Source organism: Microcoleus sp. D3_18a_C4, assembly GCF_036702415.1.
Taxonomy (GTDB): domain Bacteria; phylum Cyanobacteriota; class Cyanobacteriia; order Cyanobacteriales; family Microcoleaceae; genus Microcoleus.
Genome location: NZ_JAUBTI010000125.1, coordinates 1 through 17,458, shown reverse-complemented (window position 1 = coordinate 17,458; position 17,458 = coordinate 1). Strand labels below are relative to the sequence as shown.

Annotated in this window: 12 protein-coding genes and 1 tRNA gene; 4 read left to right on the top strand and 9 right to left on the bottom strand. The window is 45.8% G+C overall.

Features of this window, described 5'->3' with window-relative positions; all coding sequences use genetic code 11:
- Positions 1–126 precede the first annotated feature (126 nt).
- From QUB16_RS29740 to QUB16_RS29705, 8 genes are all read right to left on the bottom strand, one after another.
- On the bottom strand, positions 127–4,176 hold the full coding sequence (locus QUB16_RS29740) for a hypothetical protein (protein WP_333321726.1): 4,050 nt from the start codon (positions 4,174–4,176) through the stop codon (positions 127–129).
- A gap of 214 nt (positions 4,177–4,390) precedes the next feature.
- The gene (locus QUB16_RS29735) at positions 4,391–4,930 is read right to left on the bottom strand and encodes a redoxin domain-containing protein (RefSeq protein ID WP_333321725.1); all 540 of its coding nucleotides are present in this window, start codon (positions 4,928–4,930) and stop codon (positions 4,391–4,393) included.
- 112 nt (positions 4,931–5,042) lie between these two features.
- A complete protein-coding gene (locus QUB16_RS29730) occupies positions 5,043–5,642 on the bottom strand; it encodes a peroxiredoxin (RefSeq protein WP_015178160.1) in 600 nt (199 codons plus the stop codon).
- A 126-nt stretch (positions 5,643–5,768) separates the two neighbouring features.
- Positions 5,769–5,841, bottom strand: a tRNA-Met gene (locus QUB16_RS29725).
- 138 nt (positions 5,842–5,979) lie between these two features.
- On the bottom strand, positions 5,980–8,454 hold the full coding sequence (locus QUB16_RS29720; RefSeq protein WP_333321724.1) for a peptidoglycan DD-metalloendopeptidase family protein: 2,475 nt from the start codon (positions 8,452–8,454) through the stop codon (positions 5,980–5,982).
- 581 nt (positions 8,455–9,035) lie between these two features.
- Complete coding sequence (locus tag QUB16_RS29715; RefSeq protein WP_333321711.1) at positions 9,036–9,497, bottom strand: tRNA (cytidine(34)-2'-O)-methyltransferase; 462 nt, start codon at positions 9,495–9,497, stop codon at positions 9,036–9,038.
- Positions 9,498–9,875: 378 nt separating this feature from the next.
- Complete coding sequence (gshA, locus tag QUB16_RS29710) at positions 9,876–11,027, bottom strand: glutamate--cysteine ligase (protein ID WP_333321709.1); 1,152 nt, start codon at positions 11,025–11,027, stop codon at positions 9,876–9,878.
- An 81-nt stretch (positions 11,028–11,108) separates the two neighbouring features.
- Positions 11,109–12,380: a transposase gene (locus tag QUB16_RS29705; protein ID WP_333321708.1), complete on the bottom strand. Its 1,272-nt coding sequence runs from the start codon at positions 12,378–12,380 to the stop codon at positions 11,109–11,111.
- A 529-nt stretch (positions 12,381–12,909) separates the two neighbouring features.
- Here QUB16_RS29705 and QUB16_RS29700 point away from each other — a divergent pair.
- A complete protein-coding gene (locus QUB16_RS29700; protein ID WP_333321707.1) occupies positions 12,910–13,953 on the top strand; it encodes an AI-2E family transporter in 1,044 nt (347 codons plus the stop codon).
- Between the two features lie 156 nt (positions 13,954–14,109).
- On the opposite strand, the gene QUB16_RS29695 is transcribed toward QUB16_RS29700, so the two are convergent.
- A complete protein-coding gene (locus tag QUB16_RS29695) occupies positions 14,110–14,925 on the bottom strand; it encodes a cobyrinic acid a,c-diamide synthase (protein ID WP_333307918.1) in 816 nt (271 codons plus the stop codon).
- A gap of 324 nt (positions 14,926–15,249) precedes the next feature.
- Here QUB16_RS29695 and QUB16_RS29690 point away from each other — a divergent pair, with 324 nt between their 5' ends.
- From QUB16_RS29690 to QUB16_RS29680, 3 genes are all read left to right on the top strand, one after another.
- The gene (locus QUB16_RS29690; protein WP_333321704.1) at positions 15,250–15,399 is read left to right on the top strand and encodes a hypothetical protein; all 150 of its coding nucleotides are present in this window, start codon (positions 15,250–15,252) and stop codon (positions 15,397–15,399) included.
- A gap of 178 nt (positions 15,400–15,577) precedes the next feature.
- A complete protein-coding gene (locus tag QUB16_RS29685; protein WP_333321703.1) occupies positions 15,578–15,736 on the top strand; it encodes a Mo-dependent nitrogenase C-terminal domain-containing protein in 159 nt (52 codons plus the stop codon).
- 330 nt (positions 15,737–16,066) lie between these two features.
- On the top strand, positions 16,067–16,930 hold the full coding sequence (locus QUB16_RS29680) for an Npun_R2479 family HD domain-containing metalloprotein (RefSeq protein ID WP_333321702.1): 864 nt from the start codon (positions 16,067–16,069) through the stop codon (positions 16,928–16,930).
- Positions 16,931–17,458: the final 528 nt, after the last annotated feature.

The following is a 17,458-nucleotide window of genomic DNA, read 5'->3' as shown; positions in this document are numbered from 1 at the left end:
ATTAAATAACTTAGAATTTTGATGGTTCTTGTGGGATGGGCGTCCCGCCCGTCCAGAAAGGGCGGGCGGGACGCCCATCCCACAAACTTGTGTAAATTATTTAATTCGCGATCCTTATCGCTGAATCTAATCCCACGATTGCAATTGCACAACCCAATGCTGCACAAAAGCAGAAATGCGATCGCGCCGCGTTTCAAAAGTAGCAGCAATCCAAATAAACACAATCCCAAAAGCCAAACCAATCGCCCATTTAATCAGCGGATAATCAAATATCAGAACCACCAACTGATAGAAAACATTGATTAAAAATACAGCCGTTCCCACAAACAAAAATGCCCGAACTCGCAGCGCCAAACCCGCTGCAATCGCCACCAAACTAAAAGCTCCCGCAACTAAACCGTGGCTTTGCTGAGTAAAAAGAGGCAGCCCGCAAATCAGCGCAGTTGCGAGCATTCGGAGAGTGTGGCGCAGCGGTTTTTCTGCTGGTAATTTGAGAGTGCTGTCAAACTGAGTAATGTAAAGTAAAGAAAGTCCTAAAGGAGTAACATAAAACTCTGGCTGAGTCAATCCTATTTGCCAGAACCAGCGCAGCATTATCCAGTCAATTATTGCCACACTCACATAGGTAAAACGGACTTCCTCCCTTTCCCAAGCCAGGAAAAAATAGAAGGTAGCAGCTACCAGCAAGCTAATCGGATAAAACTTAGCCGGACTTTCCAAAATAGCAACTATTGGAATCAGCGAAGCAATTACCTGCCAAGGTTTTTTTGACCAACCCCAGTTGTCCCAAGGCAAAATGTAAATGAAATAGGCAAATAGAGAAGCGAGGGCAACTTTCCAAGGCCCCAGCGGCCCGGAAATATACTTAACTAAAGGCGTATTGATCCAATAAAGCCGGAGGCCAAAGGCTTCTAGCCAGCCCAAGTAAATCCAAATTTCTGCCCATTGGCGATCGAGATTATTGCGCCCTTGCAAGAAAGCGTATTGAACTAATAAAGCACCAGTGACTAATCCTAAACTTAAGCCGGATTTAATATCATTCACAGAAGCCCAAATCAGCAGCAAACTGCTCAAAACCCAGTGCAGGTGAGCAAATATTTTTAACTCTGCATTAGTTAAATGTAAATAATTGCTGAGCCAAGGAGATAAAATGCGATAGATATATGTTAAAGTTGTGCCGAGAGTGGCCAGGACAATTAAGCCATCTCCAAAAGCTCCTCCTGGTGTTTGAAAAAGTCGATAGAGTAGCGATTCGTAAGCAGCAACGGAGACGCCAATTAATCCCAAATAAACCAAAGGTTTGAATTCTGGTTCCCGCCTACCAATGCCGATCGCAATTAAAGACGCACCCAACACAGTTAAACCAGTCCAATTCGTCAAAGTGTGCGATCGGAAAGTTAAACCCAATACCCCGTAAACCAAAGGTATAACATGAATGCTAGGTAAATTTGTTTGAGCGCGGTGACGGCGCCGCCACCAATCTCCCAACAATTGAGTAAACAATCCGAGAGCGATATTAGCAACTGCTAAATTAATCGTAGTGCGATCGACAAAACTCAAACCCACTGCTGTCAACAACTCCACACTCCAAGCCAAGGCATAAATTGCCAGAGGGGAGAGTTGGCGTAAACTTCGGAAAATAATCGCAGCCATTATCACCAAAATAGCAGCCAAAACTTCAGTAGAGGGCGGGAAACTCAAGGTACTGGCTGCGTAGAGTTCATAGGAATAAAAAGTAATAGTTGTTAACAGTAAGCCGGCGAGTAAGATGGCCCACCCATCTAAAGCTCGATCGTAAATTTGAGCTAATTGAGAAGAGTCAGCTAAACGGCTGGAAAAACGAACAATCATGCTGCGAACCAACCACAGAGATAAAAGAGCGATCGCCCCGGCAATTCCCCAAAGCCAACCAGACACAAAACCTAATTGATCGATCACCGCCGCTACGAAACTCAAGCCAAACCCCACTCCAATCGCAGCCGCTGGTATCTCGACTAAATAGTAAGTATTGACCAACATTAATCCGGCGGCAAAACCCAAACCAATTAACCGATATCCTGGAAAAGTAAAAATTAGAACTTGTGCAAATATTAGGGCGATCGTACTAAAGGTACTGGCAACTTGTTTGTGAGGACTCTCAGTATATTTAGCAACAGCAGTCAAAGCCAAAGGAGTCGCCAGCCAGAGCAAACTCCACGGAGGGCGATGAGTTGCAGTACCCGCAATCACATAATTTTGCAACAAGACAAAGCTGAATCCTGCTAATACTAAGCCCAGATACCAGGAACTTTGGAACCATGCAGGATGCCAGCGTAAAAAGGCAGAGTTTTCTTGGGAATTTGCCGCTTTCATCCAGACAAAAAATACCCATTCACTCGCCATGAATATTAATAATATTGCCGACCAAATATTGGGTGTCAGGTTTGGGAAAAATAAATCAATTGCCGAAGCGATCGCGCCTAAACCAATAATGTGAGTTATGGGAACCAAAATTGCCGGATTTCCCCGTTGTTCAGCCGCAGAAGCCGGCCTCGAAACTCGCCGGGAATTATCGGGAATGACGTATTTCCAAGTAATCCAACCTAAAATTAAAGTAGAGACTAATAAATTGAGCGATCGCCAAAACGGATTGACAAAACTAATAACAGTTAAAACACTCCCCAAACCGAGAGCAAGGTTTTCGCCAAAACTGGCAAGTTGAAACTTTCGCTTGCGGTAGAGCCACTGCGCCACACTTACCATTAAAATTAAATAAGGCAACAGCAGAACACCCCAAAAAGCCCAAGGAGTTTCCTGAGAGTTTGTAAGCTGAGTTAAAAATGCAACCAATTGTGTTTTAATCCCTAAAGGAAGCACTCGCCAAAACAGCCAAATACTCTGAAGTCCCACCGCCTCCAGCATTAGCAAATCAAACTCTTGCCAAAACCGCACTAAACGGTTGTAAAAAAACCAAACAGCCAATCCGCTAACTGCGATCGCCTGTAGCGGAATGTCCCGAAAACAAACCAGGTAGCCCAAACCCAACAAACCCATTCCCGCTAATTGCCATTTAAAAAAGTTGCTGGGATTTGGCTGGTCGGATATATTGTTTTCAATAGTCCCAGATGTGAGGGGGTGCTGCCAATCCAGCCATGCTAAAAGCACGCCACAAATCGCCAAAGCTAAACCCATTTCAGCGATATTTACATCCTTGACAAATATCGCTCGACCCAGTAAAATTCCTAACGAATAAGCTACTAAAGCTGCTTTTTTGTAATTCAGAAAATCTCTGCTCAAACTGAAAGCAGCGGGGAATGTTTCAGTATTTCCCCCGCGTTGGATAGATTGCAATCGTTGTTGCTGAATTTGATAAACTGTAGCAGCGGCAGTTCCCACTGTACCCACATAAACCGCAGTAAGGGAAAAGCCTGCCAATGCCCACCAAGAGTGCAAATAACTCAATCCCAAGTGATTTAGGGCGATCGATCGAGCGATGTTTTTTCCTGAAAAGCTTTGATATTGATATTTTATAATCCGGGCAGTTATCCAAGTCAAAATAAGTGCCGCTGCGATTGCTACCGCCCAATCCCAAGGATACCGCCACAATCCAAAAGTATCCATCGCCCAAAAATTGATCGGCACTAGCAACAGCGTCACTTCTTGCAAAGTTTGAGCAGTTAAGTGCAAATTCTGCTGTCTGTTTGCCCAACTGCTAATCGCCCAAAAGGTTAAAGTATAAGCTAACAAAACTCCATATTGTCCGGCCGCCGGAAATCTTTCCCACTGACTGGCAGCTAAGACTCCAGAGGAGACAACTACCATGAACACTCCTAAAAACAACAGCCACACCACGCTAATTTCTGCCATTAGCGAGTGCAAAATTTGAGCTAGAAAGTTAGGGGTTTGAGTAGTTTCTGTGGCCCTAGCAACGCTTTCTCTGCTGCTAGGTACTGCTTTTTGTGTTGATAAGGCAGGTACTTTTGGCTCGCCAATAGGATTTGGCGGGTTTTCAATTTCAGAAAAATCTACAGCGGGATCTCTGAGTGGGCAGACTAAATACTGTCGGCACAATTCCTCAACCTCAGCGGGCGAAAGTAAACCTAGCTGCAGCCACGCATCTAAACCTGTCAACAACTCAGGATGCGAGGCTAAGACGCTCAATTCAATTTTGCTCGATCGACCTTTGGGAGACGACATTGGCTTAAACTTGTACTAGCTACCTTCAAGCTATAGCCTAGATTAATGTCGAGCTAATTTGACAACATTCCGCCATCGAAAGTGGCACAATAAGTATTTATAACTAAAGAACTGTCGCAGCCAGTGTCAACCGGTGAAAAAATCCCGCTGATGGGCCTAAAGCAGCGTGCCTCAGCGGTGAAAAACTCCAAATTAGGACACAGCAGCGGTTTCCTTACCGATCGACATATTGCAGCAAAGTGTCTACACTAGCATTGTGGTCTATGAAAGAAAACAAATGTTTGAAGAGGAGTTTTCCATCTGCATCCAAAACAAACTGAGCAGGCAAAGGAGCACCTAAAGCCTGACCGACTTGATAAGCCCGAAAAACTTGACAGCCTGGATCAGAAAGCAGAGGCATTTTCAAGCCTAAATCTCTAACCACAATTTGGCTTTGGCGATCGTCGGTACTGGCAACCATCAATAATTCTATATTGCGATCGGCAAATTTTTCCCAGTTTTCATTCAAAGCTTTAATGTGAGGAAAACAGAAAGGGCAATATTGCTTTTCTGTAAAAATCCGCGTAAAAGCCAGGACTACCGGCTTATCGCCCCGATAATTCGACAGCCGCACCAATTTGCCATTATTAATATCCGGCAATTCAAAATCTGGCGTCCTCTGTCCCAGCTTCAGAACATTACTCGCGGGAACAGGCAATAAATTTTGGAAAAACCGCTCATTTAACAAGCCGCTAAAATTAGTAGAAGTCAGCATATTTCCTAATTGGGTAATTGCTAATTGCTAATTGGTAATTAAAAATCCGGTTAAATAAATGCCTCTGCGGGTACGGACACGGCAGCGCCGTGTCCCTACAAATATAATGTGCTTAAACAGCAGCAAAGAATACCTTAGACTTGACAGGATCTGGAGTCATGGTCTTGTCACCGGGCTGCCAGCCGGCGGGACAAACCTCATCGGGATGAGACTGGACGTGTTGGATAGCTTGCAGAGTACGGAGAGTTTCGTCCACGTTGCGGCCGAAGGCAAGATTGTTGATAGTAGAGTGTTGGATGATGCCTTCTTTGTCGATGATGAACAGACCTCTGAGGGCAATGCCTGCTTCTGGGTCGAGGACGTTGTAGGCCGAACTAATTGTTTTTTTGAGGTCAGCAACTAAGGGATAGTTGAGGTCGCCGACACCGCCTGATTTGCGGTCTGTTTGTATCCAAGCGAGGTGAGAGAATTCACTGTCAACGGATACGCCGAGGATTTCGGTATCGATTTTTTTGAAGTCCTCGAAGCGATCGCTAAATGCTGTAATCTCAGTTGGGCACACAAAGGTGAAGTCCAAGGGGTAGAAGAACAGGACTACATACTTTTTGCCTTTATAGTCTGACAGTTTAACTGTCTTGAATTCCTGATCCACTACGGCTGTTGCTGCGAAATCGGGTGCAGCTTGACCAACCCGGAGGCATTCACTGGTCATAGATTTTGTTTCCTTTTTTACGAACTGTTACAAATATATCATACTCATAACGACTACAAGTATCTTCTCGATCGATCAAAAAAATACGCTCTCCAATTTGAGAGCGCGGTTTTTTTGATTTAATAATGGCTCAGGCGGGATTTGAACCTGCGACCTTGGGCTTATGAGTCCCCTGCGCTAACCACTGCGCCACTGAGCCAAATCTACTTCACGATTTACTATCGTAGCACGGTAGGGTTAGCTATGTCTTGTTTTAAAACCACACAATTTCTAATGAGTTCCAGTAAAAGTTATGAGTTTTGGTAATCATTCAAAACCCATAACTTCCGACCAGTCGTTACCTAGAAGCGCTGGACGCATCGTCGGGCAGTAAAGCCATTGGGTTGATAGCACCCTGTCCGGCGGGATGAATTTCAAAGTGCAAGTGCGGCCCGGTACTGAAGCCAGTGCTGCCCATTTCTGAAATCTGTTCCCCTTGAGCGACTCTCTGACCCTTTTGCACCAAAATTCGGCTGTTGTGGGCATAGACAGTCTCAGTGCCGTCAGGATGGGTAATTTCCACAAGATACCCGTAGCCGCCGTCGTTCCACTGAGCATAGGTAACCACCCCGTCTGATGCTGCCACAATTGGCGTGCCGATCGGCCCTGCAATATCAATTCCCCTGTGCATCCGTCCCCAGCGCCAACCGTAGCCCGAAGTCAGAACGCCCTTAGACGGCCAAATAAACCGGTTAGCCGACTGTGGTTTGCCGTTAGGCAGATAAGTATCAGGGTTCGACAGCGGAGGCAGTTCTGGAGAAACCATGCGTCCCAAAGACGGGTTGCTTAGGGGGTCGTAAGCCTCAGATCCCAAAGGAGCGGTTGCTACCATAGGCCCCTGCCCAGCAGAGGTCGGCGTCAGATTTATCGGTTGCAGTTCCGCTGCGCGAGCGGGGTCTAAACGCTCTTGCTGCTGCTTCTGAACCTGCTGGGACCAGGCTCTCGATGGCGGTCTGCTGATTTCATTCTGCACCGCCTCAGTATAGTCGGGGGTGTAGAGATATGGATTGACACTTGGCATATCCTCAGACGGGTTGACCGAGGGCCCGTCATTTGGAGCCAGGGACACCGCATTTGCGCCGATCGAATTGCGCGAGGCACGATATTCCTCTCGCAGCCTGACAACTTCTGCCCTCAAGCGTTCGGAATAAGGGTTGAGAGCTTCTGCGGTGGGGAGAGCCTCCGAATTCGACTCTGGTAAAGCGCTAGTTGGAGCGCCATTTGAACCCTGGGCGCTAGTATTTGCCACGAACCCGGTCGGCTGCGGGTATTCTCCCGTAGCGATGGCGGTAGCCGTTGCACTGGCTGGCAAGGGCAGGGCACTGGTGTCAACTGCACCTGTAAATGTTGGTTCGCCTTGAAGATCCAGCTTCCGTGGATCGCTAATGGTTTGGGAAACTTGAGTCAGCGGAATGCTGTTAATTTGGGGAACCATCGGCGCTGAAATATTGTTCAGAGCTTCCAGGTTCTCCAGGGGAGAGACAACAGGCACTTTGGGCGCGGGGGCTGCAACGCCAGCACCGGCTATTTCCGAGGTAGACGAGCTGGGGTTCAAAGATGCGGGAACCGAACTCGCCGCCCACACAGATGTAGAGTTGGAGGCAGAATAAGAGGCTGCCGCCTGCACCCCTGGATTTTTCAACCCCACTTGGGGAATTTTGAGCCGTTGATTGACATTCAGCAAGTTGGGGTTGCCGAGCTTGTTGACGGAGATCAGATCTTTGGGCGATACGCCGTGACCTTTGGCGATCGCATCTACCGTATCTCCCGGACGCACGCTGTAGAGAACCTCAGCCGGCCCGGCGGTACTTCCTGCAGGGGGGACTAGCACAGCCGAGGGCAAACTGGGTGTTGCCAAAGACTGTTCAATTGACTCGAATGCTCGATCGGGCGATGCTGCTTGACCTCCCCCGGAATTGGGAAGTACGGGTGTGGCATCGAGGTCAGGAATAGTTGTCCCAGTTGCATATCCGGGGGAGGTCAGCGTCGGTGCTGACTCCGGCAAAAATGCCGCAGATGTAGATAAATTTGCTCCCCCCTCCGACCCGAACATAGTTCGACCCGATTCTGTGGTGCGGTTTTCCTGTTTTTTCAAACTGTCGATCGCCCCGTCTGCATTCGGGATGTCGATCGAACTTTGTTCCGGTACCATCGTGACCAGCGGGGTCGCTGCGGTTGATGGCAGCGCTGTCATTGCTGCACTATCCAATGGCTCGGAGCCAGTCAGATTTAACTCTTGTTCGGGATTGACCGTCGCTGCGCGATCTAGCGAAGCCGATGTGCTATAGCCGGCGTTCTGTTGTGGTGTGGCTTCCGTCGCAGTCGGAATTCTGAGCTGTTGCCCAACTTGGAGTATGGTATCGGGTTTGATGTCGTTGGCCGTTGCTAGTACCAACGGTTCAACTTGATAATCCCGAGAAAGCTCCCAAAGGCTTTGCCCCTCCTGCACCTTAACCGTCGCCGGCTCAGAAGGTGCTCCGGGCTGTTCGGCCCGGGAACCGTCAACTTGTGCGGACGTAGCGGGCCCGTTGGCCGATACTGGCTGTACTTCAGCGGTGGATTCCGATGTCGGTGCGAGTTCAGACGCGCGAGCGCTGTCTCCATTTCTCGGTAACAGGATGCCAGAAGCACCTACCGATATTGCCAGCCCGATCGTGGCGAGAGAGCGAACTCTGCCTGTGCTGAGCGTTGTCTGTTTGGATGGTTCCGCAGAACCGTCTCTGTCGATTTCACTAGCCTGAACAGGCTTAATTTGGGGATATGTTCGTTTCAAAAAAACGACCTCCTACTGAGAAGCGCTAACTGTCCTTGGAAACACTCAAGGGGATCGCATGACGCTGAATTTAAATCAACAAGCAAAAATATTCTGATTGTTGACAGCTATCATGCTTAGGCCAGATTACCTTGCTTTTTTAATTTAGACAAGCTCAAACCGTCAGAAATTTTAAAATTCTCGGTCAAACCTGCTGCCATTAACCCCACAACCCTTACACCGCAATAGCTGGAACGAATACATAAATTTTGCGTTCCGGTAAGGCTCTGAACTCTTACCTATTATCCGACTTTAGGCTAATTTCCGGACAGGCTACAACCGTATATTTACTAGATATAGTGTTCAGACCTAAGCTGGTGCTCGCTGACGCCCTAAATCGCTAAAATTATTTATTTTTGTTGCTGAATCCTCTTGCAGTCATTTGGTGTTGCTGATAACAATCTGTTTTTGAATGAATAAAATATATTAATGTCGGCTATCTAGATTTTCACCCCTTTGATACAAATTTCTTATATTTAAATGGAGATTTGGCAGCCTCCGGCAGCTATTAAATATCTATATATTTATGTGTTGATAATGATTTATCCCAGCTCGCCCAACTGTCGTTTAGCCTCAAATAAACCCACAGCGGCGCTGACGGAGAGGTTCAAACTCCTGACTCCAGGCTGGCTCATCGGAATAAAAACTGTGGCGTCGCAGGCATCCAAGACGAATTGGGGAATGCCTACAGTTTCCGAGCCAAACATCAGCCAGTCGCTGGGCTGAAATTGGAATTCGGCGTAATTGCATCGCCCGCCAGTGCTGAATCCGATCGATCGTCCCCCGCGCTGCTGCCGATAGGCCAGAAAAGCCGCTAAGTCTTCGTGGCAGTGGAGATTGACGTAGGGCCAGTAATCTAAGCCGGCCCGTTTCAGGTAGCGATCGCTAATTTCAAACCCCAGCGGGCCGACTAAATGCAGTTCCGTGCCTGTGGCAGCGCAAGTGCGGGCGATATTGCCAGTATTCGGGGGGATTTGCGGGTGAATCAAGACAAGTTGGGGCATGAAGCTAATTAAAAGCGAAAAATACAGCTCTTGGGAAATTTATAAAACTACCCACAGGTAGATATACCTTATAGCTTTTATTTATAACCTTTGTCGAGCTCCATTGATTAAATATTCTGATTTGTTTTTGGGTGTCCCTCTGCAACTTTTGACAATCAAGCATCCAGGATACAAGCCCCCTGATTCATCCGTCCAGAAATAAAAAACCTGTATCCGATAAAGGAGTCCCCGAATTTATCGGTAGGGTCGCCTCTAAAATCTAAAATCTAAAATCTAAAATCTAAAATCGATTGACCGGTAGGTTCGGGCTATTTGTATTGGCTGAGTACGCATAGCCAGGGGCTACTGAAAGCCCCCGTTATAATAACCGCCGATACTTCAGGCAACTAACTGGGCGCACAAGTTATCTTCTAGCTCCCATTCTTGGTGAGCCATCCCCTGAATCCCTTGCAGAATAATACTGCGGGTGTCCGAACCGCCCTCGTGTAGCTTCAACCACTGCTGGGCCGTGTTGCCTTCCCGGAGAATCTTTTTGAGGGGCGAGAGAAAGCAACTAAAGCCGCGTTTTTTGGCTATAGGCCACACTTCGCGGTAAATTTCCTCAATCCAATCTCGTGCCAGAATAGTTCTGCCGTCTTGCCAGTGGGTAAGTTCGGCATCCAAACTTTGCCGGGATGCAGCAATTTCGTTGGCGTCTGTGAGAGCAACTAAGTCTTGGTTGCGGGTGGCCGCAGGCAAGGTGCACAGTTCTAAAGGGTCTAAGCTGGGGTCTTCCATCATCTGCCAAATGCGAGCTTCTAGTAAGGCAGTGATGGCTAACAAAGCCAGAGGATTGACTTCGAGGTCGCAAATTCTCAGTTCGAGGCGGTTGAGACAGTAGGGGCGGCGATCGCCATTTGGTCGCACTGCAGACCACAAATGGCGGACGTTTTGCATAGTACCGAGTTCTAGCTGTTCTTCAGTCCACTGAATGTAATGCTTGTGACTTTCAAACAGGGGGACGATGGCGGGAGTTTTGGGAAACAAACCCCACCGAGTGGAATGATAGCCCGTGACTTCGCCGTCGAGGAAGGGGGAAGATGCGCTCAAGGCAAGGTAGAGCGGTGCTTCGACGCGGGCGAGGCGGATGGCGCGCATCAGCATTTCTGGTTGGGAGATGCCGATGTTGATGTGAATGCTGGCGGTGACGACTTTGGTGCCGTAGGTTTGCTCGATGTATGTGTGGTAGGGGTTGTTGGGATCTGATCTGTAAAATCGATCGCTCCCTCCGAGAGACAAGGTACTTCCCGGCAGCAAGGTATAGTCGCCCAATTGTTTGAGATACTCGCGCAGCCGGACTCGCGGCTTGACTAAGGCGCACAGCAGGCGATCGTAGCTGCACAGCGGGGCGGTCGTGTACTCCACATTGCGGCTATCAGGCTCCCGCACAAATCCCTCTAGATCGGCAACTATGCGATCGGAGAGACCGACAACCTCACCTTCGGGAGTGCCGGTATACATTTCTACTTCAAAGCCTTTTGATAGCAGCACGTTTATTCCTCAGCTAAGTTGAGTGCTAGTCTCTAGTATCCCAAAAATTGACCTGTTCATAGCTAGTAAAAGTATAGTCATTTATGACATGACATAGGAGGCATTGAGTCTCTCCCCTTTCGCTCGTACTTTGAGCGGATTGACCCGCCTTGGCTGAACTACGCAGCTCTCTATCCCATCGCTAAAGGCATTTGGGATTGCTTTTCTTAGGATGTTGTATGAGGCGTTGACATCGGAGTTAATTAATTGACCGACCGATGTCTTGTACAAACCTCTCTTGATTCGCTTACCGCTAAATGTGACACCATCAGCGCCAGTATGCCCGTACACAGGAATCGCGTCTAGATTCAGGAAATTCGACCTAGATGTGTAAGATTCTTCTTGCACGATTACTTTCATCCCAACCAATCGAGCTTTATATTCTATCATTTCAATCAGTCGAGCATGAGGAATGCCGACGAAGTTTTGGTTGGTTTGCTTTCCTAAATCAATCTCGGTTTTCCATTGTGCATTTTTGCCGACAACTAGCCTCCCAATTTGATTGGCGACCAAAAGGTCAACAATTAGGCGACTGGTATGATGCAAGTAATTATCGACTTTTTGGTGGCGACAGCGAGTTAAGCGTTGAATGCGGGGTGAACTCTTGCGACTTTCTTTTAACTGAGATTGTAACCCTGCTTTACGTTTGTTGTAGAACTGGTTGATTGATTTCAACGGACGCCCGTTAATCAACAGAGGTATAAAACCCGGCTGATTTGAAGTTAACGCCGCTAAATTATTCAGACCTAAATCAATACTAGCTACGAATGTGTCGTCGCGGGCGGTGGACGCCGGTTCATCATAAATCACCTCAATCACATAGGAATCACATTTGGGAACCAGCCTAACTTGGCAAATTTTAGCGGGATTTACTTGGGTCTTTATCAATATTTCCGTACCCGAAAGCTTGATAATTCCTTTTTTCAATTGCTTGCTGCTCATCGCCTGAATCGTATAGACAAGAATATTACGACCCTTGGTCTTATCCTTATATTTCGGTAGCTTCGGACGACCCGTGAATTTAGAGGAATCAATTTTGTAAGCTTTGACTGCTTCAAAAAAGGATTTCCAATTCTTGTCCAATACCATCAAGATTTGTTGACTAACCTTGGCGGGCATTGCCTTGTATGCTTGATGAGATTTCATCAAACGGTTCATCTCGTTGTAATTGATGTGGCCCCATCCATAAACAAAACTCTGACGAATGACGTAATTGGCGGCATTGTAGAGATTTTTGGATTGAAAAGCTAATTCATCAATTTCAGCAAAACGGTGTTCCGTAGATTTAATGATGTGTCGCTCTGTTAGCTGCATTTGGATTTTCCATTCTTAACGCTCGCAACATTCTTGATTTCTCTGACTGTATGATACTACTATTGTTTATTAATGCTTAAAAGTTTAATGAAGTTTTACAATACTATTTTCCACGGGGCAGAGTTGAAATTTTTCGCCACTGGCACTGAAACCGGGTTTTTCGGCGTCCGCTAGTTTGGGCGTTTGTTTCCTAGTTGGGGGCCTGCCACGACCAATACTCCCCTCGCAAAGAGTTTCCGAGGCGGTTTTAGAGTCAAAAAGGCTGTTTGGCGGTTTGTTCGATCGCGCTTGTGTTTGATTCGGCGAGCGAACTTATGGTAAATAGAACCCACCCCTCCCTCAGACAGAAGTTAGAAAGCACTGCCTACTGCCTTCCTTCCTTCTAGCTTCTTCCTTCTCCCCTCTTCCTTATTCCTTCGACATCTGTTTTCTGTCTTGAGAGGGATAGCCACAGATATATCTTGGGTGCCATTCTAAAAGAGGGCTCTGCAATATTTTTGAGCTATAATAATAACCCCTAAAAATCCCTGTGAAAGAGCAAGAAAGAACCCCTCCCAATTTTTGGAATATGCTAAGCAATTTAGCCTTAGTCCGGTTTTTGCTTTTATTTGCTTCAGGTTGGGCTGGACTGCAACTTTTAGCTTACTTTGAAACAGCAGTCGCGGTTTTCACGATTGCTGCACTCGTGGCTTTTTTGCTCAACTATCCGGTGCGAACTCTCCAGAGATTTTTACCGCGAAGTTTAGCTGTCGCCTTCGTTGTCCTGCTCACCATTTTAGTTTTTGGCGGTCTCACCGTCACCGTAGGCGTCACTCTTTTATCTCAAGGACAGCAATTAATTGACAGCATGACTGAATTTGTGAATGCTTTAGCGCCTCTGTCCGAGCGCCTCGAAGCATTCCTGCGGGCGAGAAACCTGCAAGTTAACCTGCGAGTTATTGAGGAACAACTGCGAAATCAAGCTTTGGCTGGAGTTGTATCGAGTATTGCTTTTTTACAAGTATTTTTAACCAATTTATTGAATTTAATATTAATTATGGTAGTGGCTTCTTTCATGTTACTTGATGGAGAGAGGCTGTGGCTGTTAGTTCTCAAATTTATACCCAGACACCTGCACAGGCGTTTAAGTATAACAATAGAGAAAAACTTTTTAGGATTTTTTCAGGCACAAATCCTGTTAATGTTATTTTTGACAACAGCAAGTTTTTTAATTTTCCTGCTGTTAGATGTGAAATTCCCCTTGATTTTAGCCTTTATTATCGGATTGTTTGATTTAGTTCCAGGGATCGGAGCGACGCTGGGAATTAGCTTAGTTTGTTTTATTGTATTGTCTCAAAATGTGTGGCTAGCTTTAAAAGTATTGGCAGCTTGCATTGTTTTGCAGCAAATTCAAGACAACTTTATTCATCCGAGACTCATGCAAAATTCCCTTAACCTCAATCCGGTAGTGGTATTTTTTGCACTGTTAGTAGGCGCGAGAGCAGCAGGACTTTTAGGAATATTTCTGGCTATTCCGCTAGCGGGAGTGATAGTTAGCTGGTTTGACATTGAAGAAATGCAATCGGAAGGTTAAGTGATAAAGATATCATCTTTTATATCAAATCCGGCTGCAAAATTCGGTTGTAACTTACCGACTAGAAGTCCCATGCTTCAAAAACTCTCCTCTGTCCCACGCGAAACTAACAGTAAAGAGAAAAAAGCAATGTATGGTACACCTTACTGCGTACAGTTAATGAATAAATTGCAAGTCAGTAGGAAATCTTTCTTCTTCTGGTTCTGGATCGTAAATGTAATCGCAGTCAAAACGCAGAGCTTGAGAGTGGCGGCTGATAGAAAATCCGCAATTACTCACCATTTCTGTAGTAAAAGTTGCCATGACTAACTCAATCAGCTTTCTGTAGGAAATGTTAGGCAGTTGAACGTAATAGGTGCGTCTGGCAAAAAAGATTCTCTCATCTTTCGGTAGAATTATGCCATTAATTCTGTGTGCGTGTTGAATCGGCTTGATATAGGTTTCAATAAACTGCGACTGATTTTTTTGGAGTCTCGCTAATCTTTCGTGTTGCAACCAGCTCATTTGAAACACAATTTTAATAAATTCAAAGCCCAAAATGTAGTTAAAAACATTATTGCGTTCTTCTGTACTCAAGACGAAGCGGAGTGCCGATTCTAAATATTGGTCAGTTTCTCGGCGCGATTGTTGAGCTGAGTGGATATAAAATTGTTTGATGTAGCTTCTTAAATCTGATTCGTTTAATTGTTTTTTGACTCGAAACCTGATTAAATACTCTTTGACTCGGTGTAGAGTATCTACATCTTCAAACATTTTTGAGACTAAACCGTCGGCTGTATAATCATCTAAAAATTCTGCTTGCAAGTCGGGAGTAGATGCACACAATATGTAGCAGAGGGACAGGACATAGCGCCGTTGGTTCCAAGGCAAGCTTTCTGCCCAATCTTTAACTTCTACAGGGAGTTTTTGGAACACGGTATCAGTGTGGGGGAGTTGAGCAAGGTCGGCATATTTATGTTTTTGTTTAATCATTGCCTGAAACCTTATATTAGTAAGTATACAGAGTAATATATCGCAGATGATGGGAGGGGGAAGCTGCGACGGCGGCTTGCAAGTTATTCTGTCTTATTTTCTTGCCATCTATCTAAATATACATTCTGTAGGGAACAGGGGGGGTGATCTGTCTCACACTTGAGCGAGTTTTAAATCACCAATGCTAGCTCTTCGCATCACATTTGGGGGCGACGAGTGCCACCCGTAAAACTTCTTCCCGTCACCGGCGTAATAGTGGGTTTGGTTGATGATTAAGTCGGGTGATTCATAAGTTTTTGTTAGTAATGATTACTGAGATCCATCATGAACTTGACTACAAGTATTTTCCCGGAAAATCAGTGCAAAGACTTAACTTTTTGCGAGATCCTCGTGCAACCCGTGCGACAGTGGCTCGATAGCATTGCAGTGGGAGAGCCACCAGTAACTCAGTGGTGTGCCAACTTATACCCGTAGGGTGTCAATCGATTTTAGATTTTAGATTTTAGATTTTAGATTAAAGAATTGAAGCATTGACCCCACGGATAAATTCGGGGGCTCCTTTATCGGATACAGGTTTTTTATTTCTCCAGGGATGAATCCGGGGGCTTGTATCCTGGATGCTTTCGGTCATTGTGAGAGATATATCTAGTTATTGGGACACCATTTTTTCCACATACCGCCTATGTGCAAGCTTAATCCTGTGTATGAGGAATTAATGGGGTTAAGCTTTCGCTCGCTCTCGTTTGTGGGCGGGGTCAGCCAAAACAGATACAAGTTTCCGACAAGAGTAGTGAGCAACCCAAAATTGTAGATCCTAGTTCCAAATCCCAGATGTATCTGTGGAGTAAATCCAAAATCTAAAATCGACTGAGGTATGCGGCGAAGATGTAACTCTGTACTACTGATTGAGGGGTGTCATACCTCGATCGCCCATTGAGCTCAATTATTTATGGGGTCTGTCGCTCTGGTAGTTGCGAGAGCCATAATTTAAGCCATAATTGTTGATAATATCAAGGGATGCCTCTCGATAGGAGTGGGTATCCATCGTGGCGCTTCAGCCAAAAATAACATCAAACGGTAGCAGCAAAAACAATAACTATAAAAATAATTTAATAATCTAGGTGGGATCGGGGAAGTGAATATGTTTAACGCAACTGAACTGCTGATTAAGGCTTTTGTCAATCGACTGATTGAAGGCTACCGCCACACTTACGGCGGGTTTAAATCTGACTATGGAGAGATTATTGCTTGGGTGGCGAGTATGGCTTTAGAAAATATTGCTAATAGCGATGCTCTTTACCATAATGTCGAACACACTATTTTAGTAACCTTGGTGGGACAAGCAATTCTGGGTGGGAAGCACATCCGCGAAGGGGGTGTTTCCTGCGAAGATTGGCTGCACTTTCACATTGCTTTGCTATGTCACGATATCGGGTATGTTAAAGGTGTTTGCCGGCAAGATAGAACAGATTTGGGGCTGTATGCGACGGGAATAGGCGACCTGAAATTAACGCTGCCTCCGGGGGCGACGGATGCTAGTTTGATGAATTATCATGTGGATCGCGGAAAAATGTTTATTGACGAGCGTTTTGGCGGTCACAAACTGATTGATGCTGAGCTGGTTAAACGTAATATTGAGCTGACTCGTTTCCCGGTTCCTAAAGATGAAGATTATCAAGATACGGTAAATTATCCGGGTTTAGTTCGCGCTGCCGATTTAATTGGTCAGTTGAGCGATCCGCGATATTTGCAAAAGATTGCGGCGCTGTTTTACGAGTTTGAGGAGACTGGGCAGAATCTGGTTTTGGGCTATCAAAATCCGGGGGAGTTGCGGGATGGTTATCCGAAGTTTTATTGGAATGTGGTTTATCGGTATGTGAAGGATGCGATCGGCTATTTGGAACTGACGCAGCAGGGAAAACAAGTTGTTGCTAATCTGAGCGCGAATGTGTTCCGGGTGGAGCATTCTCAGGTTCCAAAGTCGGCGGTGGCTTTAGTTAGGTAGGGTTTGTTTGGGTGGATGTCGGGCGATCGTTCTTTTTTGGGATAAGTAAGTCGCTCTAATTAAACGTAAAATGCTCTTCTTTTATATCGTCGCAGCCCTTAAAGAAGTCGTGGTTCTGGATATTCTGTTTTTTTAGCTGGGCTTACTTAAATTTGAACTTCCCCCTGGAAATATACTTACACAGGCTCAAAATATTGTCATCACAAAGGTTTCAATTGTTGAGTAAAAAAATTTTGTACCCATGTAGATGATTGATATATGTTTGCGATCGGCAATTATATTGAATCTACAACAATTGAGGGCGATCGCCTGCGTCAGCTATTGCTTATAAATGGGTACCAATTTTCCGATCCACAGTTGCATCCTTTGTAGAGTAAGAGTTTGAGGACTGTTAGTACATTTTTATGGGGGAAGTCCAGTTTAATCGGCTCACTGAATATCGGGGCGTCACCAGGGTAAACGCATCTTAATTTCAACCTAAAACATGATAAGATCAAGTGTTTAGCTAAATCAAGTGCGTAATTGATA

Excerpts from the sequence above, each read along its gene's own strand:
- QUB16_RS29740 (WP_333321726.1), bottom strand. The coding sequence starts at position 4,176 with ATGTCGTCTCCCAAAGGTCGATCGAGCAAAATTGAATTGAGCGTCTTA.
- QUB16_RS29735 (WP_333321725.1), bottom strand. The coding sequence starts at position 4,930 with ATGCTGACTTCTACTAATTTTAGCGGCTTGTTAAATGAGCGGTTTTTC.
- QUB16_RS29730 (WP_015178160.1), bottom strand. The coding sequence starts at position 5,642 with ATGACCAGTGAATGCCTCCGGGTTGGTCAAGCTGCACCCGATTTCGCA.
- QUB16_RS29715 (WP_333321711.1), bottom strand. The coding sequence starts at position 9,497 with ATGCCCCAACTTGTCTTGATTCACCCGCAAATCCCCCCGAATACTGGC.
- QUB16_RS29705 (WP_333321708.1), bottom strand. The coding sequence starts at position 12,380 with ATGCAGCTAACAGAGCGACACATCATTAAATCTACGGAACACCGTTTT.
- QUB16_RS29695 (WP_333307918.1), bottom strand. The coding sequence starts at position 14,925 with ATGATTAAACAAAAACATAAATATGCCGACCTTGCTCAACTCCCCCAC.
- QUB16_RS29690 (WP_333321704.1), top strand. The coding sequence starts at position 15,250 with ATGAACTTGACTACAAGTATTTTCCCGGAAAATCAGTGCAAAGACTTA.
- QUB16_RS29680 (WP_333321702.1), top strand. The coding sequence starts at position 16,067 with ATGTTTAACGCAACTGAACTGCTGATTAAGGCTTTTGTCAATCGACTG.